The organism is Variovorax paradoxus B4 (assembly GCF_000463015.1).
Classification (GTDB): domain Bacteria; phylum Pseudomonadota; class Gammaproteobacteria; order Burkholderiales; family Burkholderiaceae_C; genus Variovorax; species Variovorax paradoxus_E.
Genome location: NC_022247.1, coordinates 1,599,595 through 1,626,228, shown reverse-complemented (window position 1 = coordinate 1,626,228; position 26,634 = coordinate 1,599,595). Strand labels below are relative to the sequence as shown.

Genomic DNA, 26,634 nt, shown 5'->3' with positions numbered 1-26,634 from the left:
CGACGTCAACGCGTGCGCGCGAGGCTTTGAGCGAACGCATTGAGCGTCTGCTGCGGCACCTCGCCCACAGCGGTCAGCCACCAGTCGCTCGCCGGCTCGGGCAATCGCCGACGAATGGCGTTGGTTGCCCCGATCGTCAGCACCCCATCCCGGGGCGCACGCTTTTCATCGTAACGCTCGATGAAAAGCGACACCGAGGCCAGGCCATCGGAGAAGGTCCACTGCACGGTGCGGTCCTGCCCCGCCTTGTCGTCGCTGCCGGCCGGACGCCGGTAGAAGCTGCGCGGCTTGAAGCCGGCCACGGGAGCCTTGAGCACCCAGCCTTCGTCCTGCGCGCTGGTGCGCTCGAGCTCCAGCTTCTCGACGCGGTAGCCGCTGGTGTTGGTCATCATCTGCGCGAGCGCCTGCGCCTTGACCGGTGCGTCGAGCTGCAATTCGGAAAACGCCGACTGCTCCACCACGCGGGATTCGGCGTCCACGGTCTGCAGCTTCACCACGAGGCCGGAGCGGCGCTCGCTCCAGATGCGATAGCCGAAGCGCAGCCCATCGTGCGGCACCAGCTGCACCACGTCGGCATCGAAGCCTGCCACGCGGTCCTTGCCGATGGCCCGCACGTCGTAGAAATCGCCGATCGACGAATCGGGCTTGTCGGGCAGATTGGGGAACAGGTCGAGGTTCTCGCGCTTCTCGACCTTCACGACCTTCGCCTCGGGCAGGAAGGTCATCACATGATGGTTGCGCCTGAAGGTGGAGCGCGGCGGCCCCGACAGGGCCTCGATGCGCTCGATCTGCAGATCGCCGTCGCGCACATGCCAGATGCGTGCGCTCGAGAGGTCGCCGCCCGCGGCCGAAACCACGAAGGTGCCGACGTAATTGCGCTGCCGGGCTCCCGTATGCATGCGCTGCAGCCACTCGACGACGCTCATCGAAGGCGGTGCATCGCCGGCCTGCGCCGAAGCCGTGCCCTTGGCGTTCGCGGAACCCGGCCGGGTCTGCGCGGCCGCGATCTGCGCAAGACAAAAAGCAGCGAGCACCAGTGCGAACGCGCGTGCGGAGATCGGCATCTGAACGGTCATTGGAGAGAGACAGGCGCGGATCAGCGCGCAGGACCTTCGAAGGTCGCGTTGCGCAGGAAGCCCGAGGGCATTTGCGACGCGCCACCGGCTTGCTGGTGCGCTTCGAGCAACTGGTCGAGCCGCGGATCACGCAGCATGACTTGCGGACTGCCGTTGCCGACCACCACGCGGGTTGGCGTGAGCGCGGCCGTGGGCGGAAGCTGGCTGTTGGAGGCTGCGGCGGCCAGCACCGAATTGGCCGCCGGCTGCTGCTGGGCTGCGATCTGGGCACCCGGCGACGACACGCCAGCGCCGTTTCCGACCAGGGTCCAGCTGATGGCGGCGACCGCCACCAGCGACGCGGCGCCGGCCACCAGCTTCCAGCGGAAGACCGGCTCGTTGGCTGCGTCGGCCCTGTGCCGCGCCGTCAGCACCGCAGGGGCCGCGGCCGGCACCTGCGCCGGCGCCGCGACGACGGGCTCCGCGGCCAGGCGCTGCTGAAACCGGGCCAGGAATGCACTGCCATCGCTGCTGGGCGAATGGGCGCCCGATCGCAGGATGTCGCCCACCAGGTGATAGGCCCGCCAGGCCCCGCGCGCGTCTTCTTCCGCGCAGACGGTGTCGATGGCCCGCGCGAAGTCCTCGCCATGCAAATGACCATCCGCCAGTGCGGATACCTGTTCACGAACCGTCATCGTCTGATTCATTTCATTCACCTGCTTACCTACCAACGCTTGCCGGACTGGTTGTCCAGCAGCGGTTTGACCCTGGCCGAAATGGCCTCACGCGCCCGGAAAATACGCGAGCGCACCGTGCCGATAGGGCAATCCATGACCTCGGCGATCTCTTCGTAACTCATGCCCTCGATCTCGCGCAGGGTGACCGCCTGGCGCAATTCGGGCGGCAACGCTTCCATGGCCGCCTCGACCACCTGGGCGATCTCGTTTGCTGCCAAGACTGATTCGGGGGTTTCGTCGCTGATTGGTTCGTTTCCAGGGCGGTAAGTTTCATCGTCCTCGTCAGAAGACGGCCGCAGGGCGCTTTCGGAGATGGTCGGGTCGCGCTTCATGTCGACCAGCGCCTTCTTGGCGGTGTTGACCGCAATCCGGTAGAGCCAGGTGTAGAACTGGGCATCGCCGCGGAACTGGTGGAGCGCGCGATAGGCCCGGATGAAGGTTTCCTGGGCGATGTCTTCGACCAGGTCGACGTCGCGCACCATGCGCCCGATCAGGCGCTCGATCCGGCGCTGGTACTTGATGACCAGCAGCTCGAAGGCCTTCTGGTCACCCGCGACCGTGCGCTGGACCAGCTGGAAGTCGACCTCGCCCGGGCGCGGCGCCTCGGCGGACACATCGGGCAAGCCGGAGTCCGGTGGCACTGGCGGCGGAGAAGTTGTCATCGGGGAGGTTCAGGGCGCATCGGCAGGCGCGGTTGCCCGCCACGGCTCGCCCGCAGGCGATGCGGACGGGGCGCGCGAATATACCGCACGGCGCACATCGCGCCAGCGCTCCGGCATGGTGCGCTGTTCGAGCCATATCCATCGTCCGGCACGGCCCGGCTGGGTCAACCGGACCAGCAGCAGCGATTGCAGGTCGAACGCCACGGCGGCGCGCGCCGCGTGAACGGACCGGCCGGGGTCGGCGCCCGTCAAGGTCCAGCACAGGCCGTCGAAGTGCAGCATGGCGGCACCGTCGCTTCGCAGCCCGAGCCCGGCCGCAATGCCTGAAAACAGGACGCTCAGAACCAGCAGCAGCTGGCGCCAGCCAACGCTATCGATCAGATAGCACGAGAGGCCCGCGCAGCAGGCACCCAAGGCCCACGTGGCAACCAAGATCCGGGTCGCGCCGCGCGAGCGCCCCACCGGATAGGTCACCGACGGTGCGCTGTACATGGAAGAGCAAGATTCAAACGCGCTTGAACACCAGCGTGCCGTTGGTGCCACCGAAGCCGAAGTTGTTCTTGACCGCGACATCGATCTTGAGATCGCGCGCCACGTTGGCGCAATAGTCGAGGTCGCACTCCGGATCCTGGTTGAAGATATTGATGGTCGGCGGACTCTTCTGGTGATGCAGCGCCAGCACCGTGAACACCGATTCGATGCCGCCGGCACCGCCCAGCAAGTGGCCGGTCATCGACTTGGTCGAGTTCACGACGAGCTTCTTCGCATGGTCGCCGAAGGTGTTCTTGATCGCGTTGGTCTCGTTCAGGTCGCCCAGCGGCGTCGAGGTGCCGTGCGCGTTGAGGTACTGCACCTCGTCGGCGTTGATGCCTGCGTTGGCGAGCGCCATCGACATCGAGCGGCGCGGGCCGTCGACGTTGGGTGCCGTCATGTGGTACGCGTCGGCACTCATGCCGAAGCCCGAGACCTCGGCGTAGATCTTGGCGCCGCGCGCCTTGGCATGCTCGTACTCCTCGAGCACGACCACGCCGGCACCTTCGCCGAGCACGAAGCCGTCGCGATCCTTGTCCCACGGACGGGACGCGGTGCGCGGATCGTCGTTGCGCGTCGAGAGTGCACGCGCCGCCGCAAAGCCGCCGATGCCCAGCGGCGAGACGGTCGACTCGGCACCGCCCGCGACCATCACGTCGGCGTCGCCGTACTCGATCATGCGGGCCGACAGGCCGATCGCATGCAAGCCGGTGGTGCAGGCCGTGACGACGGCGATGTTCGGACCCTGGAAGCCGTACTTGATCGAGACGTGGCCCGAGATCATGTTGATGATCGAGGCGGGCACGAAGAACGGCGACACGCGGCGTGGGCCGCGATTCACGAGTTCCGCATGCGTTTCCTCGATCATGGGCAGTCCGCCGATGCCCGAGCCGATGTTGCAGCCGATGCGCGTCGCCTCCTCGGGCGACAGCGCATCGCCGGTCTTGAGACCGCTGTCCTGGACCGCCTGCATGGCGGCGGCCATTCCGAGGTGGATGAAGCGGTCCATGTGGCGCGCTTCCTTCTCGGAGATGTACTGCGTGATGTCGAAGCCCTTCACCTCGCCCGCAAACTTGCAGGCGAAGGCGCTGGCGTCGAACGATTTAATGGTGTCGATGCCCGAATTGCCGGCCAACAGGTTGGACCAGGATTCGGCCACCGTGTTTCCGACAGGAGCGATGCAACCGAGTCCGGTCACGACGACGCGGCGTTTGGTCATGCCGGCAAACCTTTCTGGAAGCGCTGAAGACTGCTGTCGGCGCGTACGGGGCTGAAGAAGAAAAGCGCCGCCGGCCGAAACAGTTCCAACTTGGCCCGATCAGGCCTTTTGATTCTTGGTGGCGTAGTCGACGGCGTTTTGCACCGTGGTGATCTTCTCGGCGTCTTCGTCGGGAATCTCGATGCCGAATTCGTCTTCGAGTGCCATCACCAGTTCGACCGTGTCGAGCGAGTCTGCACCGAGGTCGGCCACGAAGGCCTTCTCGTTCGTTACTTGGGACTCTTCCACGCCGAGCTGCTCGGCGATGATTTTCTTGACACGTGCTTCGATATCGCTCATTTGGTTCCCTCTGAGGGTTGTAGGTAACAGTGGATTTTAGCCGGGCGCATTGTGGCATTTGCCGTGCGCCCGGTACGGGAAAAGATTGCGCCTTGCGGCTACATGTGCATGCCGCCGTTGACGTGCAGTTCCTGCCCCGTCACGTAGGACGCCTGGGGCGACGCGAGGTAGGCCACCGCGTGTGCGATATCGGCCGGCTTGCCCAGATGGCCCAGCGGAATCTGCTGCAGCAGCGCCTGCTGCTGTGCCTCGGGCAGGCTGGCCGTCATGTCGGTTTCGATGAAGCCCGGCGCCACGCAGTTGACCGTGATGTTGCGGCTGCCCAGCTCGCGCGCCAGTGCGCGGGTCATGCCTGCCACGCCGGCCTTGGCCGCCGCGTAGTTGGCCTGGCCCGCATTGCCGGAGGCGCCCACCACGCTGGTGATGCTGATGATGCGGCCGTAGCGCTGCTTCATCATCGGGCGGATCACCGCGCGCGAGAGGCGGAATACGGCCTTGAGATTGGTGTCGAGCACCGCGTCCCAATCGTCGTCCTTCATGCGCATGGCCAGCGTGTCGCGCGTGATGCCGGCGTTGTTGACCAGCACGTGGATCGCGCCGTAGGCCTGCACGATTTCGTCGATCAGCGCCTCGACGGCGACGGCGTCGTTCACATCGAGCGCACGGCCGCGGCCGTCGAAGGCGCTGAGCGCCGAAGTGATCTTCGCGGCGCTGTCCTCGGTGGTGCCGGTGCCGACCACCTTGAGGCCGCGCTGCGCCAGCTCGAGCGCAATCGCTGCGCCGATGCCGCGCGATGCGCCGGTGACCAGGGCGACTTGCCCTTCGAATTTGGGAATGCTCATAAAAGAAGTGTCCGGGGCCTGCGCCGTTCAGCCGGCGAGCGATTGTCGGGTGTCCGCGAGCGTCGCCGGGTCGTACACCGACGCGGCTTCCAGCTCGGGGGCGATGCGCTTGACCATGCCGGCCAGCACCTTGCCCGGCCCGCACTCGATGATGGAGGCTACGCCGCGCAGTTTCAAGGCCTGCACGCTCTCGACCCAGCGAACCGGGCCGGCGGCCTGGCGCACGAGGGCGTCGCGGATGCGCGCGGGATCGGTCTCGACGGCCACGTCGATGTTGTTCAGCACCGGTATCTGCGGCGCAGCGAGCGTGAGGGTGGCGAGCTTTTCGCGCAGTGCCTCGGCTGCAGGCTTCATCAGGCTCGAATGGAACGGCGCCGACACCGGCAACAGCAGCGCGCGCTTGGCACCACCGGCCTTGAGCAGCTCGCAGGCCTTGTCGACGGCCGCCTTGCTGCCCGCGATCACGGTCTGCATCGGATCGTTGAAATTCACCGCCTCGACGATCTCGGCGCTGCCCGCACCGAAGGACGCCGTGGCTTCCGCGCAGCCGGCCACCACCTTGCCGGAGTCCATTCCCAGCACCGCCGCCATGGCACCGACGCCGACCGGCACTGCCTGCTGCATGGCCTGCGCCCGAAAGCGCACCAGCGGCGCAGCCTGCGCGAGCGTCAGCACGCCCGACGCAACCAGCGCCGAATATTCACCCAGCGAATGCCCCGCCACCACCGAAGGGGTGGCCCCGCCTTCGGCCAGCCAGGCGCGCCAGGCGGCAACGCCGGCCACCAGCATCACCGGCTGGGTGTTGGTGGTCAGCGCCAGCTCTTCCTTCGGGCCGTTCCTGATCAGCCCGCCGATGTCTTCGCCCAGCGCCTCGGAGGCTTCGCGCAGGGTTTCGGCCACGGCCGGGTGATCGCCCCAGGCATCGAGCATGCCGACGGCCTGGGAGCCCTGACCCGGGAAGACAAAAGCAAAGGATTTCATTTTTATCAAAAGCGTCGTGTCGCATCGCAGCCCGGAAGGGCATCGCCGTGCGCTACAGATTCAATAGCACCGCGCCCCAGGTGAAGCCGCCGCCCACGCCTTCCAGCATGACGGTTTCGCCCTTCTTCACCTTGCCGGACCGCACGGCCTCGTCGAGCGCCAGCGGAATCGAGGCGGCCGAGGTGTTGCCATGCTCGTTGACCGTGACGATGAGCTTCTCGTGCGGAAGCTTCAGCTTCCTGGCCGTGCCTTCCATGATGCGGATGTTGGCCTGGTGCGGAATGAGCCAGTCGATGTCGGCCTCGGTCTTGCCTGCCTTCGCAAGCGTGGCGCGGGCGGCATCCTCGAGCACGCGCACCGCCAGCTTGAACACGGCCTGCCCATCCATGTGCAGCAGGGGTGTGCCCAGCACATTGCCGCCGGAGACGTGGCCGGGCACGCAAAGAATGCCGACGTGCTTGCCGTCCGCATGCAGGTCGCTCGCCAGGATGCCCGGCTCCTCGCTGGCCTCGAGCACCACGGCGCCGGCGCCGTCGCCGAACAGCACGCAGGTGGTGCGGTCGTTGAAATCGAGAATGCGCGAGAACACCTCGGCACCGACCACCAGCGCACAGCGCGCGCTGCCGGTGCGAATCATGGCGTCGGCCACGGTCAGCGCGTACACAAAGCCGCTGCAGACCGCCTGGAGGTCGAAGGCCGGGCAGCCAGCCACGCCGAGCTTGTTCTGAAGAATGGCCGCCGACGACGGAAACACCATGTCGGGCGTCGAGGTCGCGACGATGATCAGGTCGATGTCTTCCGCCTTGCGGCCCGCGGCTTCGAGTGCGTGCCTGGCGGCCTCGAGGCCGAGATCGCTGCTCGTGACCTCGGGCGCCGCGAAGTGGCGCGCATGGATGCCGGTACGCTCGACGATCCATTGGTTCGAGGTTTCGATGCCGCGCGATGCCAATTCCTTGGCAAGATCGTCATTGGTCACCCGGCGCGGGGGCAGATAGCTGCCGGTGCCGGTGATGCGTGAATAAGGGCTCATCAAACGTGAAGGGCCGTCGCGTCAGCTGGCACCGCGGGCTCCTGCCGCGCGAGCAAAGGCGCGGCGTGAGCAATGCGGGCCCGCACGCGATCGAGCAGGTTGTTGCGAGCGGCATCATAAGCGCGATCCAGCGCATGTCCGAAAGCCACTTCGTCGGCCGAACCATGGCTCTTGAAAACCAGGCCGCGCAGGCCCAGCAACGCCGCACCGTTGTACCGACGATGGTCCAGACGGCTTTTAAACGCTTTTAGAACCGGATAAGCAACAATTGCCGCCGCTTTCGTGAAAATGTTTCGCGAGAATTCGACCCGGATGAACTCGCCGATCATCGAGGCCACGCCTTCGCTGGCCTTCAACGCGACGTTTCCGACGAAACCGTCACAGACGACGATATCTGTCGTGCCCTTGAAAATGTCGTTACCTTCCACGTTGCCGTAGAAGTTCAGATCCTTGGAGTTGGCGGCCGTACGCAGCAGTTGGCTTGCCTTTTTGATCGTTTCGCTGCCCTTGATGGCTTCTTCACCAATATTGAGCAGGCCGACCGAAGGCGCTTCGTTACCTGTCAGGGCAGAAACGAGCGCGGAGCCGAGCACGGCGAACTGGAGCAGGTCTTCCGCATCGCAGTCGACGTTGGCCCCAAGGTCGAGCACCGTGGTGGCGCCGCCCTTGGCATTGGGAAGCTGGGGCGCGATGGCGGGACGGTCGATGCCGTCGAGCGTCTTGAGCAGATAGCGGGCAATGGCCATCAGGGCGCCCGTATTGCCGGCGGAAATGGCCGCCTGGGCGGCGCCATCCTTGACCTGCTGGATCGCGACACGCATCGAAGAGTCTTTCTTCTTGCGCAGGGCAATTTCCACCGGATCGTCCATGCCCACCACTTCGCTGGCAGCGACGATGCGGGCACGCGGATGCGCGGCGAACCCCGCCAATGCAGCCGGCGCACCGACCAGCAACAACGAGGCTTCGCTGTGCCGCTCGAGAAACGCGCGGCAGGCCGCAAGCGTGACGCGCGGCCCATGGTCGCCTCCCATGCAATCCACGGCGAGCGTGATTGCGGAAGGCGCAGCGGTGAATTCGGGGGAGGAAGGCGTAGCCATCAAAACAAAGGCCCGACGCTACGGCAAAAGTAGCTTCGGGCCTCGGCCTTGGGATGCGAGATCAGGCTTCGGACTTGTTCTTGAGCACCTGGCGGCCACGGTAGAAACCGTTCGGGCTGATGTGGTGGCGCAGGTGCGTTTCGCCGGTGGTCGGCTCAACGGCAATGCCGGGCACGACCAGCGCATTGTGGGAACGGTGCATGCCGCGCTTGGAAGGCGACTTCTTGTTTTGCTGGACGGCCATGATGGCTCCTGGACTGTTAGGTGAGTGATTGGATGCGCTCTCTTGCGGTGGCAATTCAGGAGCATGCATGGAATGCCCTTGTCTGTCTTGCTGCTCACGGCGGCGCGCGCGAAGCCCATGATTATAGCCCAGGCGGCGGAAAAGGGCTACTTGCCCACTTCCGGCTTGCGCGAACGCAACGCCCCGAGCACCGCGAAGGGGTTCGGCTTGGCTTCTTCGGCCGCCTGGAAGTCTTCGTCGCTGGACGAGAGCCGGACCGGTACCGGGCAGACCTCGTGCACGGGCATGACGGGAATCTCCATCAGGAGCTCGTCCTCGATCAGGGCTGGCAGGTCGAAATCCCGGCTCACGACGAGCAGGTCCTCCTCGGATTCCTCGTCTTCGGCCTCCGCCGTCGCCTCGTCGCCGACGAAGCGGAACCAGCGGTCCACCACCAGCGGCGTCTCGACTGGCGTCAGGCAGCGCTGGCAGGTCAGCGGCACGGTCGCTTCGGCTTCCAGATGCAGCCAGGGCACGGCCTTGCCGTCGGCGCCCGGGCGCTCTTCGCCCGTCGCCGCCCAGCGGACCACGGCATCGGGCGCCGGGGCCGCCAGTTCGGCGGCAAGGCGCACATAGTTGGGAACCGGGTCGGTGGCGTCCAGGGTGGCGGCAGCGGCGGCAAAACCGGCCACGTCGAGCCGTTGGGGGGCAAATTCTCTCTTCATCCGCGCCAGTCTAGCGTGCCCGCCGCTTCACCGCCCCGGATGCATGCCTGAGGGTTTTGCGCAGCTCCCGCACAATCTGGCCCATGCAACGCCCCTTGATCCTCGCCTCGACCTCGCGCTACCGCCGCGAACTGCTGAACCGACTGCATCTGCCCTTCGATGTACAGCCCCCTGATGTCGACGAAACGGCGCTGGACGGCGAAACGCCGCGCGAGCTGGCCGAGCGGCTGGCGCTCGAAAAGGCCCGCGCCGTTGCTGCCCGCTTTCCCGAGGCCGTGGTCATCGGCTCGGACCAGGTGGCCGACCTTGCCGGCGAGGCGCTCGGCAAGCCCGGCGACCACGCGCGCGCCACGGCCCAATTGCGCAGGATGCGCGGCCAGACACTGGTGTTTCAGACCGCGGTGGCCGTTGTCTGCCAGGCCACCGGCTTCGTCCAGCGCGACCTGGCGCCGGTCCGGGTGGTGTTCCGCGAACTCAGCGACGCAGCCATCGAGCAGTACCTGCAGGCCGAGCAGCCCTATGACTGCGCGGGCAGCGCCAAAAGCGAAGGCCTCGGGATCGCATTGCTGAACGCGATCGACAGCGACGACCCGACGGCCCTCGTCGGCCTCCCCTTGATCCGCACCTGCCGGATGCTGCGCGCCGCGGGGGTCGAACTTCTGTGACCTACGGCAAGCTCTACCTCGTTCCCGCGCCACTCGACTTCGGCTGCGACACCCAGGCGCCGCTGCAGGATGCCCTGCCTCTGGGCACGCTCCAGGCCGCCGCCGGAATCACCCACTGGATCTGCGAGAACGCCAAGTCGGCCCGCGCCTATCTGAAGCGGATCGACGCGATCGTTCCGCTGGCTGCGCCGCTGCAGGCGCAGGACATCCGGGAACTGCCGCGCGAGGTGCACAAGAAGGGCGATCACGCAGGCCAGTTCGACGCTCGCCCTCTTCTGGCCGCTGCGCTGGAAGGCCGCGACATCGGCCTGCTGAGCGAAGCGGGCATGCCGGCGGTGGCCGATCCCGGCTCCTCGGTGGCGCGCGCCGCGCATGACCTTGGCATTGCCGTGGTGCCGCTCACCGGCCCCGTATCCCTGCTGCTGGCACTGGCGGCGAGCGGCCTCAACGGCCAGAACTTCGCCTTCGTCGGCTACCTGCCGCAGGATGCCGGCGAGCGCCAGGTGCGCATCCGGGAACTCGAGGCGCTGGCGCTCAAGACGGGCCAGACGCAGCTGTTCATCGAAACGCCCTACCGCAACGCCGCGCTGCTTCAGGCGCTGGTGCAAACGCTGCAGCACAACACCCGGCTCGCGGTGGCACGCGGCCTCACGCTCGCCAGCGCCCATGTGCGCAGCGAAACCGTGAAATCCTGGCGCGCCAAGGCGCCGCAGGGGACTTCGGACGAACGCCTGCCTGCCGTGTTCGCGATCGGGCGCTGACGATGGTGGTGACCGCCGGCACGCGCTGGGCCTCGCGCGCGCAGTTCTTTTCGTCCGGTTTCATCTTTGCGACCTGGGGCGTCCATGTTCCGACGGTCAAGGCGCACTACGGCATCGACGAAGCCCAGCTCGGGCTGGCCCTGCTCGCGGCCGGCGCTGGCGCGATGTTCGGGCTGACCCGCGCCGGTCGCTGGATCGGCCGCCACGGCCCCCGGCGCATGGCCGCGCTCTGCGGCTGCGTCTACGCCTTGCTGCTTGCCGGCTTGATCGCGATGCCGGGCTACCTTTTCCTGCTGGCATTGCTGGCGGCATTCGGCCTTGTGACCAGCGTGTTCGACGTGGCCATCAACACCGAGGCGGCGCAGCTCGAGCTGCACGGCGGCAAGCCCCTGATGAGCGGCATGCACGGCATGTTCAGCCTGGGCGGCATGGCCGGGGCGGCGAGCGGCAGCGCAGCGCTGGCAGCCGGCCTCGGGGCGCAGGCGCATCTGCTGTGGGTTGCGGCGGCGATGGTGCTGGTCGTCGCCTTCTCCTCGATGCACATGCTGCCCAGGCCGCCCATCGCAAGCGATGCGGCCCCGGCGGACCATCGGTTCCGGCTGCCCCGCGGCATGCTGGCAGTGCTTGGCGTGCTCGCCGCGCTGGGCCTGATTGCCGAGGGCGCCATCTACGACTGGAGCGTGCTCTACATGCAGCAGGAACTCGGCAGCCCGCAAGAGCAGGCCGCGCTCGCCTACGCGAGCTTCTCCGCGGCCATGGCGGCCGCGCGTTTCGGTGGCGACACCCTGCGCGCGCGCTTCTCGCCGGCTGCGCTGCTGCGCGGCAGCGGCATTCTTGCGGCGGCGGCCATGACGCTGGTGCTGCTGACCGAGCTGCCCTGGCTCGCGCTGATCGGCTTTGCCGGCGTCGGCATCGGGTTCGCGAACGTGGTGCCGATCCTGTTCGGCGCAGCGGCCCGCGTGCCCGGCGTCGAACCCGCAACCGGCATTGCGGCCGTCTCGGCCGTGGCCTACCTGGGGTTCATGGCCGGCCCGGCGGTGATCGGCCTGCTGGCGCGGGCCAGTTCGCTGACGGCCGCGCTCTATGTGGTCGTGGCCTTCGCCGCGGCGCTGGCGGCCTCGGCCCGCTTCACGGGCGACGACGGCAACCGGGCCTGACGCGCCGCCCTGCCGCCGGCCTCAGCGCAGCGCCGGCGTGGCGGACTGCAGCGAGCGCACGGTGGCATTGCCCATCGCGGCGCCGAATTTCTTCGCAAGCTTCTCGGCCACGTTGTCGCGCCGGGTGTAGTCGGTGACCTCTTCGGCCTTGATGACTTCGCGCGCCACGTAGTCGACATTGCCCAGCTGGTCGGCCAGGCCGAATTCAACCGCCTGCTCGCCGCTCCAGAAAAGCCCGCTGAAAAGCCCCGGGGTGTCGAGCTTGAGCCGGTCGCCGCGCCCGCTCTTCACCACGTTGATGAACTGCGTGTGGATCTGGTTCAGCATGGCCTGGGCATGCGCGCGCTGCGCGTCGCTCATCGGGCTGAACGGATCGAGGAAGCCCTTGTTCTCGCCGGCCGTCAGCAGCCGGCGCTCGACGCCGACCTTTTCCATCACGCCGGTAAAGCCGAAGCCGTCCATCAGCACCCCGATGCTGCCGACGATGCTGGCCTTGTCGACGAAGATCTTGTCGGTGGCGGCGGCAATGTAGTACGCGGCCGAGGCGCAGGTTTCCTCGACCACCGCGTAGATCGGCTTCTTGTGCTTGGCCTTCAGGCGCTTGATCTCGTCGCTGATGATGCCCGCCTGCACGGGGCTTCCGCCGGGCGAATTGATGAGCAGCACGATGCCCTTGGCACCCTCGTCCTCGAACGCGGTCTTCATGGCCGCCACCACGAATTCCGCACTGGCGTCGCCGCCATTGGCGATCTCGCCCTTGATTTCGACCACCGCCGTGTGGGCCGTGGTCTTGGCCGCGCTCGGCGCACTGCGCGACATCGCAAGCCAGACCAGGAAGATGAAGAAGGCGAGCCACGAAAGACGCGTGAAGGTCTTCCAGCGGCGCGCCGCCTTCTGCTCGTTCAGCGAAGCAAAGGCGAGCTTCTCGAGCGTTGCGCGCTCCCATCCGGGACGCTGCGTGGGATCTTTGGCCATGTTTCTCGGCGCGCCCTGCGAGGACGCAATGGGAGTGGCCGGCTCAAAAGGATCAAAACCTTCGGGTTCCGTGCGGTTCGGGTCGGTCATTGTCAAAAAATCAGGGGATGGAGGTTCCAGGCAGTATGCCAGTGCACCACGCCGTCACGTTCGCTGAGGGCGATCTTCACGAGCCCGCCGCGGCACGGGCCGCCGGCGCATTCGCCGGTGTCCGGCCGGTAGACCGCGCCGTGGGTGGCGCAGAGAAGCCATTGGCCGCTGTCGTCGAAGAAGCGGTCGGGCTGGAAATCCAGCTCCATCGCCACGTGGCTGCATCGATTGAGGTAGGCATGCGGCTGCCCTTCGAAGCGCACCGCAAAGGCCCGGCAGGTTTCTCCGCCGTAGACCACATCGAAAGGGACGGCCTGGCTGCCTTCGACCAGGTCCGCCGCATTGCACAGGGGAATGCACTGTTCATCGCTCATGGCGCGATTTTCAGGCGTTGTCCAGAAGCCATGTCTCCAGGCTGGCCACCGTGTGGGCGACGAACAGCGGCTTCAGCTCGTCGAAGCTCTCGGGCTCGTGCGCGCCATAGCTCACGCCCACGCTCGCGCAGCCGGCATTGAGCGCCAGCTGCAGGTCGTGCGTGGTGTCGCCGATCATCAGGGTGCGTTCGGGCGCAACCTCGAGCTCCTCCATGAGCTCCAGCAGCATGCGCGGGTGCGGCTTGCCGAAGGTTTCGTCGGCGGTGCGCGAGGCGTCGAAGCGGTCGCGCAGCGCGACCGACTTCAGCGCCTCGTTCAATCCGCGGCGCGACTTGCCCGTGGCCACGGCGAGCTTGTGGCCGCGCGCGCGCAGGGCGTCGATCATCTGCAGCACGCCGTCGAACAGCACGAGGTCGTCCTGGTGCTGCAGGTAGTGATGGCGGTAGCGCGCGCCGAGCTCGGCGTATTTTTCCTTCGGCACATCGGGCGCGGCGCGCGCCAGGGCCTCGGCCAGGCCCAGGCCGATCACCCATGCGGCGTCGTTCTCGCTCGGCTTGGCGCCGCCGACGTCGATCACGGCCGCCTGAATGCAGCGCACGATGAGCCGCGTGGAGTCGTAGAGGGTGCCGTCCCAATCGAAGGCGATCAGGTCGAAGCGCAGGGGTCTGGAGGAATCAGTCATTGGCCGTGGGAGTGGGATGTTGGGCGAGCGCTTCGATCGCCTGGGGTGGCATCAATGCGTGCAGTTCGGGCGGCAGGCCGGCTTGCAGCGCCACGCGCTCACCCGTGGCGGGGTGGTTGAACTGCAATCGCCAGGCATGCAGAAACATGCGCCTGAGGCCGAGTTTTTGCAACACGCGCTGGCGATCGAAGTCGCCGTACTTGTCGTCGCCCGCGATGGCGTGGCCGGCCGATGCAAGGTGCACGCGGATCTGATGGGTGCGTCCGGTCTTGATGGTGACCGCCAGCAGCGACAGCGGCGTGGCGTCGCCGGGGAGCGTGAGCCGCGCCAGCACGCGCACCAGCGTCACGGCCCGCATGGCGTCGGGATGGTCCTTGGCGACCACCCGCACGCGGCGCTCGCCGGCGCCCGCGCCGTCGCCCGGCAGCAGGTACTTGGCAAGCGGCGCATCGAGCACCTTCTTGTTGGCGGGCCAGGCGCCCTCGACCAGCGCGAGATAGGTCTTGCCGGTCTCGCGCTCGCGGAACTGGTCTTGCAGCGCCACGAGCGCGCTGCGCTTCTTGGCCACCAGCAGGATGCCCGAGGTCTCGCGGTCGAGCCGGTGCACCAGCTCCAGGAACTTGGCGCCCGGGCGCGCCGTTCGCAGCTGCTCGATCACGCCAAAGCTCACGCCGCTGCCGCCATGCACCGCCACGCCGGCCGGCTTGTCGATGGCAAGCACCGCGTCGTCCTCCAGCAGCACCGGGAATTCACGCGCCGGCGCGGGCGGCGTGGCCCCCTCTTCCGCGCGCGGCGATATCCGTACCGGCGGCAGCCGCACCACGTCGCCGGCCTCGATGCGGGTCTCGGCCTGCGCCCGCCCCTTGTTGATGCGCACCTCGCCCGACCGGATGATCCGGTAGACATGCGTCTTGGGGACGCCCTTCAGATGGCGAAACAGGAAGTTGTCGAGCCGCTGGCCCGCGGATTCCGCATCGACAGTGATGAACTTGATGGCCGCATGCGGCGCTCCGGCATCGGCCGCGGCTTTTTGGACTGCGGGATTTGGAGCTGCCGCAGGGCTTTGCTTCGCACCTATAATGTTTTTCACCAGCGCGGTCGTGTAAGTGCTTGATTAGACAGAAGTTTAGATCACTGCAGTCAAACACCCAGGACAACGCTGTGAGGTCGATGCCGCTTTGGCGCCGAGCCTGCAAACCCCGCGCAATTGCGCAAAGTGGCAGGCGTGGCGCCCAAGTCAAGCCGACACCCACGAAACACCGATACGGAATACCCAGCCTGCAGCTTCCAAGCTGCCGGCGGATCGAAGCGAGTCCCTTGTGTTGATGCTGCTGATTCAAATGTGCCTGCGCTGGCCCACCTGGCTTCTGCCAGCGGCCTCAGGCATTGAATCATCCACACCGCGCGCCACCATTGCGCAACCAGCTATCAATAAGATAGCTGCTCAACACCGAATCTGGCTCGCGCCCATCCACGCGCCCCCACCCCGGCTGTCTTCTTGAGCTGACGCTCGAGAAGCCTGCTCGCGCCTGGCGCGGCAGTGGCAGCATCCGGGGCCAAGCGGCAATTCCCCTCGTTTCGCGGGCGTCGTCCGTGCATCGTTGGCCCGTCATGGGCCTGTAGAACGATACATATAAGGACAACGCATCATGAAGCGGATGCTGATCAATGCCACGCAGGCCGAAGAACGCCGCCTGGCCATCGTCGACGGGCAAAAGCTCCTCGACTACGAAATCGAGATCGAAGGGCGCGAACAGCGCAAGGGCAACATCTACAAAGCCGTCGTGACGCGCGTCGAGCCCTCGCTCGAAGCCTGTTTCGTCGACTACGGCGAAGACCGCCACGGCTTCCTGCCGTTCAAGGAAATCTCCAAGCAATACTTCGCCGAAGGCGTTTCCGCCAACCAGGCGCGCATCCAGGACGTCATCAAGGAAGGCCAGGAACTGGTCGTCCAGGTCGAGAAGGAAGAACGCGGCAACAAGGGCGCGGCCCTCACCACCTTCATCTCGCTGGCCGGCCGCTATGTGGTGCTGATGCCCAACAATCCGCGCGGCGGCGGCGTGAGCCGGCGCATCGAGGGCGACGACCGCGCCGAACTCAAGGAGGCGATGGACCAGCTCGAGTACCCGAAGGGCATGAGCATCATCGCGCGCACCGCCGGCATCGGCCGCTCGGCGCCCGAACTCCAGTGGGACCTGAACTACCTGCTCAAGCTCTGGACGGCCATCGACGGCGCGGCCAAGGGCGGCAAGGGCGCCTTCCTGATCTACCAGGAATCGTCTCTCGTCATCCGCGCGATCCGTGATTACTTCAATCACGACATCGGCGACATCCTGATCGACACCGACGACATCTACGAGCAGGCGCAGCAGTTCATGGCGCACGTCATGCCAGAGCATGCCGCCCGCGTGAAGCGCTACCGCGACGACGCCGCGCTGTTCAGCCGCTTCCAGATCGAGCACCAGATCGAATCGGCCTACGCCCGCACCGTGCAGCTGCCCTCGGGCGGCGCCATCGTGATCGACCACACCGAGGCGCTGGTCTCGGTCGACGTGAACTCGGCCCGCGCCATCAAGGGCGGCGACATCGAGGAAACCGCCACGCGCACCAACCTCGAAGCCGCCGACGAAGTGGCCCGCCAGATGCGCCTGCGCGACCTGGGCGGCCTGATCGTCATCGACTTCATCGACATGGACGAGTCGAAGAACCGCCGCGAAGTCGAAAGCCGCCTGCGCGACGCGCTGCGGCAAGACCGCGCCCGCGTGCAGTTCGGCTCGATCAGCAAGTTCGGCCTGATGGAAATGAGCCGCCAGCGCCTGAAGCCGGCGCTCAGCGAAGGCTCGTCGATCCCCTGCCCGCGCTGCGGCGGCTCGGGCCACATCCGCGACACCGAATCGAGCGCGCTGCAGATCCTGCGCATCATTCAGGAAGAGTGCCTGAAGGACAACACGGCCGCCGTGCACGTCCAGGTGCCGGTCGAAGTGGCCTCGTTCCTGCTGAACGAAAAGCGCCCCGAGATCGCCAAGATCGAACTCAAGCAGCGCGTCACCGTGCTGATGGTGCCCAACAAGACGCTCGAAACGCCGAACTACAAGCTCGAACGCCTGAAGCACGACGATCCGCGCCTCGACCATATCGAAGCCAGCTACAAGATGGCCGACGAGATCGAGGACCCCACCTCGGTCACGCGCCGCTCGCAGGAGCCCACCAACAAGCAGACGCCGGTCATCAAGGGCGTGCTGCCCGATGCGCCCGCGCCCGTGGTGCCGCCCAAGCCCGAAGCGGTGCGCGCGCCTGCGGCCGTTGCTCCGGCACCGGTTGCGCCGCCTGTCGCGAGCGCACCGGCACCGGCCGAGACCGGCTTCTTCGCCCGCATCAAGAGCTGGTTCGGCGGCACGCCGGCACCGGCTCCCGCGCCGGCCGTGATTCCGATCGAGCCTCCGAAGCCCGCGCGCCGTGATGGCGGCCGCCCGGGCCGCGACGGCGAAGCGCGCGGCGCCCGCGATGGCGAGCAGCGCCGCGGTGGCCGCGGCGGCGAAGGCCGCGGTGAAAACGGCAGCCGCTCCGGTGGCCGCGACGGCGAACGCCGCGGCGGCCGCGGTGGCGAACGCCGTGAAGGACGCAGCAGCGAGATCCGCAGCGAAGCCGCCCAGCCGCGCGAGCAGCGTGAACAACGCGAGCCGCGCGAGGTCCGCGAACCTCGCGAACCCCGTGAAGCACGCGGCCCGCGCGAAGGCGAACAGCGCCGCGGTGGCCGTGGCGAGCGCCGCGAAGGCGAAGGCCGTGAGGCACGGCCGGCACCGGCCGAGCTGATCGACGGCAGCCTCGAAGCGCAGCAACTGGTATCGGGTGCACCGGCCGGCGATGAGGGCAATGCGCCGGCGGAGCGCGCGCCCCGCGCCCGCGGCGAACGCCGGGAACGCGGTGAACGTGGCGAGCGGGCTGAGCGCGGTGAGCGCAGCGAACCGCGCAATGGCACCGATGCTCCGCGTGAAGCATCCGGCGGCGACAACGTTGCCGCGCAGGACGGCGCGCAAGCCGAACGCGCACCGCGCGGTGGCCGTGAAGAACGCGCTCCGCGAGGCGACCGCAACGACGGCCGCCGCGAGCGCCGCAGCGAAGGCCAGCCGCGTTTCAGCAACGGCGAAGCACCGGCAAACCTCGACGAGGCGGACATCCGCATCACCGAGTCGGCCGAGATGGCGCCGGCCAACGAAGGCGAGACCGGCACCGGCGAGCAGCAGGCACCGCGCCGCGAAGGCGAAGAGCGCCGCGGCCGTTCGCGCGACCGCTACGGCCGCGACCGCCGCGAGCGCGGTCCGCGCGACGACGGCGAAGCCAGCGTGGCCGGCGCATCGGCCGACAATGCCGAGGCCAGCGAAACACCGGCACGGCAGCAGCCGCTGGCAACGGCCGAACGCGCCGCAGTGCCCGAAGAAGAAGCACGCGAACCGGCACCGCGGAGCTACTTCGATCGTCCTGCCGCAGCAGCCCCCGCAACGCCCGCCGCCACGGTCGCTGCAGTCGCGGTGGCACCTGTCGCCGCCGAGAGCAGCAGCAAGCCCGCGGCCGCGGCCGACGGCCGTGCACTGCCGAAGGTGCAGCACTTCGAGCTGCCTCTGAGCGAACTCGCGCAAATCGCCGAGAACTCGGGCCTGCAATGGGTGAACTCGGATGCCGAGCGCATTGCGCAAGCCCGCGCAGCGATCGCGGCCGAGCCGAAGCCGGTGCACGTGCCGCGCGAACGCCCGCCCGCGATCGTGCTCGACGACGGTCCGCTGGTGCTGGTTGAAACCCGCCGCGAACTCGGTGCGATGACGCTGCCTTTCGAAAAGGCGCCGTCCGACGCGCAAGGCGTGAACTGAAGAAACTCGGGCCCAGGCCCGGGAACAATGAAGAACGGCGCTACATCGGCGCCGTTTTTTATTGGGACTGCAGAGAAGCGGTAGACGCCTGCCGCAATGCCGCCCGGCCGATGCCGCTCAGACCTTCTCGGTCTGCGCCGCGCGCTTCCACGCCTCGGCTGCCTGCTCGGCGTCGCCGCGGGTTTCGGCCAGTTCGGCCAGCGCGAGCCAGGCACGCCGGTAGAGCTCCGTGTCCTGCAGGCCCAGGCCGGCCTGCATCAGCAGCTGCTGAGCCTTGCCCCAGAGCTGGCGCTTCATGCAGGCCATGCCCGCGAGGTACTGCAGGTTCGGGTCGCGCGGGTTGTTGCGTTGCGCCGTTTCGATGCGGGCCAGCCAATCGGCATCCACCGAATCGAGCCCCGCCTCGAGCGCGCGGGCCATCTTGACGCGCAGCGTATCGCCCAGGCCCCGGGGCTGCGACACCATGCGCTCCCAGGCCGGCAGCAGCCAGCCGCGCGCCAGTGACAGGTCGCCGCGCAGCGCCACCATGCGTTGGGCGGCGTGAATCGCGACCTCGGGCATTTCGCGCTCGGCGGAGTCGAGCTCGGACCAGGCGCGAAGCAGCTGCGCCGGGTCATGCGCCCCGGACAGCAGTTCGGTGGCCAGGCCGCGCACGATGCTCTGCGCCGCGGCATCGGAAAACGCCCGGTGCTTGGCGAGCAGGCGCGCTGTCTCCAGCGCTTCGAGCGTGCGTCCGTCCTGGCGGGCCGCCTTCAGGCGGATGCGCAGCGCGAGTGTTCGCCGCTGCACGCCTTGAGGAAGCTCCCCGAGCCGGATCAGGGCCCCCGCAGGATCGTGGTCTTCGAGCGCCCAGCGGGCTGCACGCAGTTGCACGCCCTCGCGCGTTTCGGGACTGGCCAGCATGTTGCGGTCGGCGCTTTCGTTGAGCGCCTGCTGCAGGTGCGCATCGCGCGCGGGCCGGTCCTGCAGGGCCTGCGCGCTCTCGGCGGCCAGCAGGTGCGACAGTACGCGAACCTGCTGGGCCTGCGGCAGGCTCGCGTCGAGCGCGGCCAGCGTTTTCTCCTGCACCAGCGCAGCTTGCGCGGCCTTGCGCGCACGCGAGAAGCGCCCCGACAGCAACTGCACCATGGCGTCGAGCAAGGCCGAATGCAGCATGCGTTCCTTTTGCTGCAGCCGCCATTGGCGCGCCTGGGTCGGAAGCGAGAACAACGCCGCCAGGCCACGCAACGCAAGATGGAGCAGCACGAACGCGGCCAGCAGGATGACCAGCACCAGGTTCAGCGACAGATCGACGCGCCAGGGCGGCCAGAACACGGTGATCGTGCCCTGGTTGTTGCCCGCGAACAGCGCCACCGCCGCCGCAACGGCGAACAGCGCGAGAAGCCAGAGAGCCGCCCGCATGTCAACGCCCCGCCGCCGCAGTGGCCAGCGCGGACAGGGTGTCGTCGATGCGCGGAGCTTCGGAGGTTTTCACCAGCGCCTGCAGTTGCTGCAACAGCGTGGCGGCGGCCTGCGTGCGCCGCGATGCGGGATCGAAATAGCGGTTCAGCGATGCGGCAACCGTTGCGAGTTCGCTGCGCGCGGCGTCCATCTGCCGCGACAGCAGCGAGAGCCGCGCATTGAGCAGCTTGAGCTTGAGGTTCTCGCGCAGGAAATAGGTCTGGTCGGGCGCCAGCAGCACCGCCTCGGGACGCTCGATGCGCCCGACCCGCACCAGCGATCGCGCTTCGGCGCGCACCGTCAGCAGCACCCTCTCCCACCAGGCCGCGTCGGCCGGAATGGGTTCGGGCTGCCATGCGTTGAGCCCCGAGCCACGCGTGGCCACGGCATTGAGCGGCGGCAGGTCGTCCACGCTGCGCATCAGCTCGTCGAGCTTTTGCAGCGCCTCTCCGCTGTCGGCGCTCGCACTGCTGCGCAGGCGGTCGGCGTCGCGCTGCATGGCGCGCTGCAGTGGCGCCAGCCTGGGCTGCGCGGCGCGGGCGATGCGCAGGTCGCCGGATTTGAGGGCTGCCAGCAAGGGCTCCACGCTGCCCGTGACCTGCGTCTGCTGCAGGGCCAGGCGCACGGCCGATTCGATGTCGACCACCAGGTTCTCGTCGCGCGAGCGCGAGAGGCTTTGCATCAGCTCTTCAAGCTGCGACCGCTGAAGCGCGACTTCGGCGACGCGGGTTTCGGTCAGGGCAGCGCGGGCCGCGGTATCCCGCACCGTATCCATGGCCTGCCGGGCGAGCGTGCGCGCCTCGAGCGATTGGGCCAGCGCATCGGCACTCTGGCGCGCCAACTGCTCCTGCATGCCGCTGACCTTCTGCCAAAGCGAAATGGCCATCACCAGGGCCGCCAGGGCCACGATGGCCAGCAGGCCGAAGCCGATGCGCGAGAGCATCGTTGCGGCGGCGGCCTGCGACTCGGGCGACTGCTGCGCGCTCGCCAGCGTGGCGGGCACCGGCGCGGCGGCAGATGGAGGGGAGAAGTCGTCGGACGGGGACGCGGCACTCATGTGAGGGATTCTATCGACGCGACCAAGGCTTCTCGCAGAGGCGAGCACACGCGCACCGAACCGAATCCCGCGGCCCGCGCGGCTTCGCCGATGCGAGGATGGGTTGCCACCGCGCTGGCCGCATGCCAGTCGGTGCCAGGCATCGCATCGCGCAGGTTGGCAATCGCCTCCGAGCTGCTGAACAGCCAGATCGCGCGCCCCGCAGCGCCGTCGAGTGCCAGCGCACGCGCCGTGCCGTCGAAAGATGGCGCCAGGCGCCGATAGGCGACCACGGTGTCGCGCAGACCCTGCGCGGCATCGATCTCGTTGGCGAGCCAGTCGCGTCCGCTCGGGTGGCCGGCCGCATCGCCGCCACGCACGATCAGCACGCGCACGCCCCGGGCGACCTGTCCCCTCACGCGCTCCCACAGGGCCTCGGAATCGAAGCGGTCGGCGTCGGAAGCGGGGGCGTCGATGGCGTCCTCCGGCACGCCGGCGCGCAGGAGCGCGCGCGCCGTGCCGGGCCCCGTGGCCCAGAAGCGCGGGCCGATCGCGCGTTGTCCTTTTTCCGCATGAAGGAAGAAGTGCTCGACCGCGGTGGCGCTCACGAACATCAGCGCCGCATAGTCAGGGAGCCGCCGCCAGGCCGCGCGCAGCGGTTGCGCGTCGGCGGCGGGCTCGATGACGATCAGCGGCAGCACCGCGGCATCCAGCCCGGCGGCTCGGAATTCGTCCGCCCATTGCGCGGCCTCGCGCGCCGGCCGCGTGACGATGACGGGCTTGGCAGCCATCGTTGTTCTTTCTTTCGGAAATCTTCAGTGCGCGCCGGCGTCGCGCAGCAACGCGGCGGCGCGTTCGCCGAGCGCGCCGGCCTGCGCAAAGTCGGCGGCCGGGGCTTGCGCATGAACCCGCACCAGCGCGGCATTGCCCTCGGGGTCGCCCCATGCCGCATCGATGCGCAGCGCACCGTCGGCTTGCCAGCGTGCATGGGCTGCCAACGGCATGGAACAGCTGCCGCCCATCGACCGGCTCACCGCGCGCTCGGCGGCGGTGGCCAGCCAATCGCGCGGATGCGACAGCGTGGCCAGCAGCGCGATCAGGTCCGTGCGGTCGGCCCGCACCTCGATGCCGAGTGCGCCCTGCCCCGCGGCCGGCAGCATGGTGTCGGGATCGAACGCGACCCGGATGCGGTGCTCGAGCCCCAGCCGCTTGAGCCCGGCCGCCGCGAGCACGATGGCGTCGTACTGGCCTTCGTCGAGCTTGCGCAGGCGGGTGTCCAGGTTGCCGCGCAGCGGCTCGATGCGCAGGTCGGGCCGCAGGGCGCGCAGCAGCACCACGCGCCGCAGGCTGGAGGTGCCGACGACGGCGCCCTGCGGCAGTTCGTCGAGCGAGGCATGGCGCGGCGACACCAGCGCATCGCGCGGATCTTCGCGCTCCAGCACGCAGGCCAGCACGAAACCGTCGGGCAAGTCCATCGGCACGTCCTTGAGCGAATGCACCGCGATGTCGGCGCGGCCTTCCTCGAGGGCGAGTTCGAGTTCCTTCACGAAGAGGCCCTTGCCGCCCACCTTGCTGAGCGACTTGTCCAGGATCTGGTCGCCCCGCGTGGTCATGCCCAGCAGGCTGACCGCGTGGCCTCGTTCCTGCAGCAGCGCTTGCACGTGTTCGGCCTGCCACAGGGCCAGCCGGCTTTCGCGCGTGGCGATCACGATATTGCTCAAGACCGCTCCCAAAAAGTACATGTTGAAGACCTCCGGAATGCTAGCATGTTGCGCCGCAACAACGCAGGCGGCGCATCCTTTCTAGACCAGGAAAAACATCGAAATGAAAGCCAGCAAGACTCCTGCGCCGTCCAAGCGCCGGCAAGCCGAAGACCAGCCGCTGATCGACGACATCCGGCTTCTGGGCCGCATCCTCGGCGACGTGATCCGCGAACAGGAGGGCGAGGAAAGTTATGCGCTGGTCGAGAAGATCCGCACGCTGTCGGTGGCTTTCCGCCGCGATGCGGACCACGCCGCCGACCGCGCGCTCAAGAACCTGCTCAAGGGCCTGAGCGCGGCCGAGACGGTGCGCGTGATCCGCGCCTTCACCTATTTCAGCCACCTGGCCAACCTGGCAGAAGACCGGCACCTGATCCGCCGGCGCACCGAGGCCGAGCGCGCCGGCGAAAGCGCCGACGGCGATCTGCAGACCGCACTCGCGCGCATCCGCAAGGCCGGCGTCAAGCCCGACGAGGTGGTGGCTTCGCTGGCGCGCAGCTATGTGTCACCCGTGCTGACCGCGCACCCGACCGAAGTGCAGCGCAAGAGCATCCTCGACGCCGAGCGCGCCATTGCGCAGTTGCTCACCACGCGCGACGAGATCAAGCTGCGCCAGAGCGCCTACGCCGCAGCCAAGGACGCGCTCACGCCGATCGAGTTTGCCGAGAACGAAACGCAGATGCGCATCCGCGTCACGCAGATCTGGCAGACGCGCCTCCTGCGCTTCTCCAAGCTCACCGTGGCCGACGAGATCGAGAACGCACTGAGCTACTACGAAGCCACGTTCCTGCGCGAGATTCCGCGCGTCTACGCCGATCTCGAAAAGGCGCTGGCCCAGGGCGGCACCGTGCCTTCCGTGGCGCCCTTCCTGCGCATGGGCCAGTGGATCGGCGGCGACCGCGACGGCAACCCCAACGTGACGGCCGAAACGCTCGATTACGCCTTGCGCCGCCAGGCCGAGCTGGCGCTGCGCCACTACCTCACCGAAGTGCACTACCTCGGCGGCGAGCTCTCGCTGTCCGCCACGCTGGTGGATGTGTCGGTCGAGATGCAGGCGCTGGCCGAGCGCTCGCCCGACACCAGCGAACACCGCAAGGACGAGCCCTACCGCCGCGCACTCACCGGCGTGTATGCGCGCCTTGCCGCCACGCTGCGCGAACTCACCGGCGGCGAAGCCGCGCGCCACGCCGTGCCGCCGCAAAACCCCTACGCCAGGGCCGAGGAATTCCTGGCCGACCTGCATACCGTGGAAGAGTCGCTCGCCGAGAAGCACGGCAGCGTGCTGGCGGCGCCCCGCCTGCGGCCGCTGATTCGCGCCGTCGAGGTGTTCGGCTTCCACCTGGCCACGGTCGATCTGCGCCAGAGCTCCGACAAGCACGAGGCCGTGATCGCCGAGCTGCTGGCCACCGCGCGCATCGAGCCCGCCTACGCCTCGCTGGCCGAGGAGGCCAAACAGACGCTGCTGCTCAGGCTGCTCGACGACGCGCGTCCGCTGCGCGTGCCCGATGCCGAATACTCGCCGCTGGCGAAGAGCGAGCTCGCGATCTTCGCGGCCGCACGCACCGCACGTGCGCGCTACGGTGCGGCAGCCATCCGCCACTACATCATCAGCCACACCGAGACGGTGAGCGACCTGCTCGAGGCCCTGCTGCTGCAAAAGGAAGTGGGCCTGCTGCGCGGCGCGATGGACGGCAAGGCCACCTGCGACCTGATCGTGGTGCCGCTGTTCGAAACCATCGAAGACCTGCGCAATGCCGCCCCCATCGTGCGCGCCTTCTATGCGCTGCCGAACATCCAGGCGCTCGTCGAGCGCTCGGGCGCCGAGCAGGACGTGATGCTCGGCTACAGCGACAGCAACAAGGACGGCGGCATCTTCACGAGCAACTGGGAGCTCTACCGCGCGGGCATCGCGCTGGTCGCGCTGTTCGACGAGCTCAACAAGAAAAAGGCCAATCCGATCCGGCTTCGGATGTTCCATGGCCGCGGCGGCACGGTGGGGCGCGGCGGCGGCCCGAGCTACCAGGCCATCCTCGCGCAGCCACCCGGCACGGTGCGCGGCCAGATCCGCCTCACCGAACAGGGCGAGGTGATCGGTTCGAAATACGCCAACCGCGAGATCGGCCGGCGCAACCTCGAGACGCTGGTGGCCGCCACCCTCGAGGCCACGCTGCTGCCGCAAGCCAAGTCGGCTCCCGCCACATTCCTTTCGGCGGCGGGGGAACTGTCGACCGCGAGCATGTCGGCCTACCGCAAGCTGGTCTACGAAACGCCCGGCTTCGGCGACTATTTCTTCGGATCCACCCCGATCCGCGAGATTGCCGAACTCAACATCGGCTCGCGTCCCGCCTCGCGCAACCCGAGCCACAAGATCGACGACCTGCGCGCCGTGCCATGGAGCTTCAGCTGGGGCCAATGCCGGCTCACCATCCCCGGCTGGTTCGGCTTCGGTTCGGGCGTAGAGCAGTTCCTGGCCTCGGCCGGCACGCCGGCCGCGCGAAAGGAACGCGTGGCGCTGCTGCGCCGCATGTATGCGCAGTGGCCGTTCTTTCGCACCCTGCTGTCCAACATGGACATGGTGCTCGCCAAGAGCGACCTCGCGCTGGCTTCGCGCTACGCCGAACTCGTGACCGACCGCAAGCTGCGCCAGAAGGTGTTTTCGATGATCGACGCCGAGTGGCACCGCACCTCCGACGCGCTCACCCTCATCACCGGCGCCAAGCAACGGCTCGAGGGCAACGCCGAGATGCAGCGCTCGGTGCGCCACCGCTTTCCGTACATCGATCCGCTGCACCACCTGCAGGTCGAGCTGATGCGCCGCTTCCGCGCGGGCGAAGGCGGCGAGCGGCTGCAGCGCGGCATCCACATTTCGATCAATGGGGTTGCTGCCGGTTTGCGCAACACCGGCTGAGCGGCTCCGGATCGATCGAAAAAGCCGGGAAAGGGCGCTTTGTGCGCCCTTTCCTACGCAAGAAATCGCGCAATAGCAATCCGTAAGGTCAATTAAGAGAGTAGGGTCGAGGACGTTCAAAGTTTCTCGCTATCTCTCGCAATCGCGCGGCAGCTCGAGTCGTATTCAGGAGCCCGTTGCAATGTCCACCCCGCAGTCACTGACCCATTCACAGATCGATTTCGTCAATAACGATTTCGAAGCCCTGGCCTCCCACATGCGCCATTGCGCACGCGCCCACGGGCGATGGTTCTCGATGCGGAGCCACATGCAGCGGATGCGCGCGCTCGTTGCGGGCCGGATCGTCACGATGGCCTGCATTGCGGTCGCTTTCGGTATCGGGCTGTTCGCCGTCGCTTGAGGGTGGCCGACCCTGAACCGACCCGGGCTGCAATTCCCCCCGAGAGGGGGCAAACAGGCAGCACCCCCCTCGGATTCCAG

26 protein-coding genes are annotated in these 26,634 nt (G+C 67.8%); 6 read left to right on the top strand and 20 right to left on the bottom strand.

The window, feature by feature from the left end:
• Positions 1 to 5: 5 nt before the first annotated feature.
• The 12 genes from VAPA_RS07360 to VAPA_RS07305 all read right to left on the bottom strand — a co-directional run bounded on the left by VAPA_RS07360 (position 6) and on the right by VAPA_RS07305 (position 9,441).
• On the bottom strand, positions 6 to 1,076 hold the full coding sequence (locus VAPA_RS07360; protein ID WP_021006138.1) for a MucB/RseB C-terminal domain-containing protein: 1,071 nt from the start codon (positions 1,074 to 1,076) through the stop codon (positions 6 to 8).
• 20 nt (positions 1,077 to 1,096) lie between these two features.
• Positions 1,097 to 1,762 (bottom strand): sigma-E factor negative regulatory protein, encoded by a 666-nt coding sequence (locus tag VAPA_RS07355; protein WP_021006137.1) that lies wholly within the window; start codon positions 1,760 to 1,762, stop codon positions 1,097 to 1,099.
• 17 nt (positions 1,763 to 1,779) lie between these two features.
• Entirely contained in the window at positions 1,780 to 2,454 is a 675-nt protein-coding gene (rpoE, locus tag VAPA_RS07350; protein ID WP_021006136.1) for an RNA polymerase sigma factor RpoE, read from the bottom strand.
• Positions 2,455 to 2,463: 9 nt separating this feature from the next.
• Positions 2,464 to 2,946 (bottom strand): hypothetical protein, encoded by a 483-nt coding sequence (locus VAPA_RS07345; RefSeq protein ID WP_021006135.1) that lies wholly within the window; start codon positions 2,944 to 2,946, stop codon positions 2,464 to 2,466.
• A 13-nt stretch (positions 2,947 to 2,959) separates the two neighbouring features.
• Positions 2,960 to 4,204: a beta-ketoacyl-ACP synthase II gene (gene fabF / locus VAPA_RS07340; RefSeq protein ID WP_021006134.1), complete on the bottom strand. Its 1,245-nt coding sequence runs from the start codon at positions 4,202 to 4,204 to the stop codon at positions 2,960 to 2,962.
• Positions 4,205 to 4,303: 99 nt separating this feature from the next.
• A complete protein-coding gene (gene acpP, locus VAPA_RS07335; protein ID WP_007830471.1) occupies positions 4,304 to 4,543 on the bottom strand; it encodes an acyl carrier protein in 240 nt (79 codons plus the stop codon).
• Between the two features lie 98 nt (positions 4,544 to 4,641).
• Positions 4,642 to 5,385 (bottom strand): 3-oxoacyl-ACP reductase FabG, encoded by a 744-nt coding sequence (gene fabG / locus VAPA_RS07330; protein WP_021006133.1) that lies wholly within the window; start codon positions 5,383 to 5,385, stop codon positions 4,642 to 4,644.
• 27 nt (positions 5,386 to 5,412) lie between these two features.
• Positions 5,413 to 6,366 (bottom strand): ACP S-malonyltransferase, encoded by a 954-nt coding sequence (gene fabD, locus VAPA_RS07325; RefSeq protein WP_021006132.1) that lies wholly within the window; start codon positions 6,364 to 6,366, stop codon positions 5,413 to 5,415.
• 52 nt (positions 6,367 to 6,418) lie between these two features.
• On the bottom strand, positions 6,419 to 7,396 hold the full coding sequence (locus tag VAPA_RS07320; RefSeq protein WP_021006131.1) for a beta-ketoacyl-ACP synthase III: 978 nt from the start codon (positions 7,394 to 7,396) through the stop codon (positions 6,419 to 6,421).
• Positions 7,396 to 8,493, bottom strand: coding sequence for a phosphate acyltransferase PlsX (gene plsX, locus VAPA_RS07315; protein ID WP_021006130.1), 1,098 nt, complete (start codon positions 8,491 to 8,493; stop codon positions 7,396 to 7,398). The genes VAPA_RS07320 and plsX overlap by 1 nt, the downstream gene beginning before the upstream one ends.
• Before the next feature lie 61 nt (positions 8,494 to 8,554).
• Positions 8,555 to 8,737, bottom strand: coding sequence for a 50S ribosomal protein L32 (rpmF, locus tag VAPA_RS07310; protein WP_007830466.1), 183 nt, complete (start codon positions 8,735 to 8,737; stop codon positions 8,555 to 8,557).
• A gap of 146 nt (positions 8,738 to 8,883) precedes the next feature.
• Positions 8,884 to 9,441 (bottom strand): YceD family protein, encoded by a 558-nt coding sequence (locus tag VAPA_RS07305; protein ID WP_021006129.1) that lies wholly within the window; start codon positions 9,439 to 9,441, stop codon positions 8,884 to 8,886.
• Positions 9,442 to 9,524: 83 nt separating this feature from the next.
• Here VAPA_RS07305 and VAPA_RS07300 point away from each other — a divergent pair, with 83 nt between their 5' ends.
• The 3 genes from VAPA_RS07300 to VAPA_RS07290 are packed head-to-tail and all read left to right on the top strand — an operon-like array spanning position 9,525 to position 12,024.
• On the top strand, positions 9,525 to 10,106 hold the full coding sequence (locus VAPA_RS07300) for a Maf family protein (protein WP_021006128.1): 582 nt from the start codon (positions 9,525 to 9,527) through the stop codon (positions 10,104 to 10,106).
• Positions 10,103 to 10,867, top strand: coding sequence for an SAM-dependent methyltransferase (locus VAPA_RS07295; protein WP_021006127.1), 765 nt, complete (start codon positions 10,103 to 10,105; stop codon positions 10,865 to 10,867). The genes VAPA_RS07300 and VAPA_RS07295 overlap by 4 nt, the downstream gene beginning before the upstream one ends.
• 2 nt (positions 10,868 to 10,869) lie before the next feature.
• Complete coding sequence (locus tag VAPA_RS07290) at positions 10,870 to 12,024, top strand: MFS transporter (RefSeq protein WP_021006126.1); 1,155 nt, start codon at positions 10,870 to 10,872, stop codon at positions 12,022 to 12,024.
• 21 nt (positions 12,025 to 12,045) lie between these two features.
• Here the strand turns inward: VAPA_RS07290 and VAPA_RS07285 are convergent, their stop codons facing one another.
• From VAPA_RS07285 to VAPA_RS07270, 4 genes are read right to left on the bottom strand one after another with little or no spacing between them, the layout of a single operon-like run.
• Positions 12,046 to 13,089, bottom strand: coding sequence for a S49 family peptidase (locus VAPA_RS07285; protein WP_021006125.1), 1,044 nt, complete (start codon positions 13,087 to 13,089; stop codon positions 12,046 to 12,048).
• A gap of 2 nt (positions 13,090 to 13,091) precedes the next feature.
• Entirely contained in the window at positions 13,092 to 13,463 is a 372-nt protein-coding gene (locus tag VAPA_RS07280; RefSeq protein ID WP_021006124.1) for a Rieske (2Fe-2S) protein, read from the bottom strand.
• Between the two features lie 10 nt (positions 13,464 to 13,473).
• On the bottom strand, positions 13,474 to 14,145 hold the full coding sequence (locus VAPA_RS07275) for an HAD family hydrolase (protein WP_021006123.1): 672 nt from the start codon (positions 14,143 to 14,145) through the stop codon (positions 13,474 to 13,476).
• On the bottom strand, positions 14,138 to 15,235 hold the full coding sequence (locus VAPA_RS07270) for an RluA family pseudouridine synthase (protein ID WP_021006122.1): 1,098 nt from the start codon (positions 15,233 to 15,235) through the stop codon (positions 14,138 to 14,140). Before VAPA_RS07270 ends, VAPA_RS07275 begins: the two co-directional genes overlap by 8 nt.
• Before the next feature lie 559 nt (positions 15,236 to 15,794).
• On the opposite strand from VAPA_RS07270, the gene VAPA_RS07265 reads away from it, so the two are divergent.
• Positions 15,795 to 19,010, top strand: a complete 3,216-nt coding sequence (locus VAPA_RS07265) for an Rne/Rng family ribonuclease (RefSeq protein WP_021006121.1) — start codon at positions 15,795 to 15,797, stop codon at positions 19,008 to 19,010.
• A 117-nt stretch (positions 19,011 to 19,127) separates the two neighbouring features.
• On the opposite strand, the gene VAPA_RS07260 is transcribed toward VAPA_RS07265, so the two are convergent.
• From VAPA_RS07260 to hemC, 4 genes are read right to left on the bottom strand one after another with little or no spacing between them, the layout of a single operon-like run.
• Positions 19,128 to 20,411, bottom strand: coding sequence for a heme biosynthesis protein HemY (locus VAPA_RS07260; protein WP_021006120.1), 1,284 nt, complete (start codon positions 20,409 to 20,411; stop codon positions 19,128 to 19,130).
• 1 nt (position 20,412) lies between these two features.
• Positions 20,413 to 21,507, bottom strand: a complete 1,095-nt coding sequence (locus VAPA_RS07255; RefSeq protein ID WP_021006119.1) for a uroporphyrinogen-III C-methyltransferase — start codon at positions 21,505 to 21,507, stop codon at positions 20,413 to 20,415.
• Positions 21,504 to 22,277: a uroporphyrinogen-III synthase gene (locus tag VAPA_RS07250; RefSeq protein ID WP_021006118.1), complete on the bottom strand. Its 774-nt coding sequence runs from the start codon at positions 22,275 to 22,277 to the stop codon at positions 21,504 to 21,506. Before VAPA_RS07250 ends, VAPA_RS07255 begins: the two co-directional genes overlap by 4 nt.
• 24 nt (positions 22,278 to 22,301) lie before the next feature.
• Positions 22,302 to 23,228: a hydroxymethylbilane synthase gene (gene hemC / locus VAPA_RS07245; RefSeq protein ID WP_021006117.1), complete on the bottom strand. Its 927-nt coding sequence runs from the start codon at positions 23,226 to 23,228 to the stop codon at positions 22,302 to 22,304.
• Between the two features lie 82 nt (positions 23,229 to 23,310).
• Here hemC and ppc point away from each other — a divergent pair, with 82 nt between their 5' ends.
• Complete coding sequence (ppc, locus tag VAPA_RS07240; protein WP_021006116.1) at positions 23,311 to 26,154, top strand: phosphoenolpyruvate carboxylase; 2,844 nt, start codon at positions 23,311 to 23,313, stop codon at positions 26,152 to 26,154.
• 181 nt (positions 26,155 to 26,335) lie between these two features.
• The gene (locus tag VAPA_RS07235) at positions 26,336 to 26,554 is read left to right on the top strand and encodes a hypothetical protein (RefSeq protein WP_021006115.1); all 219 of its coding nucleotides are present in this window, start codon (positions 26,336 to 26,338) and stop codon (positions 26,552 to 26,554) included.
• Positions 26,555 to 26,634 lie beyond the last annotated feature (80 nt).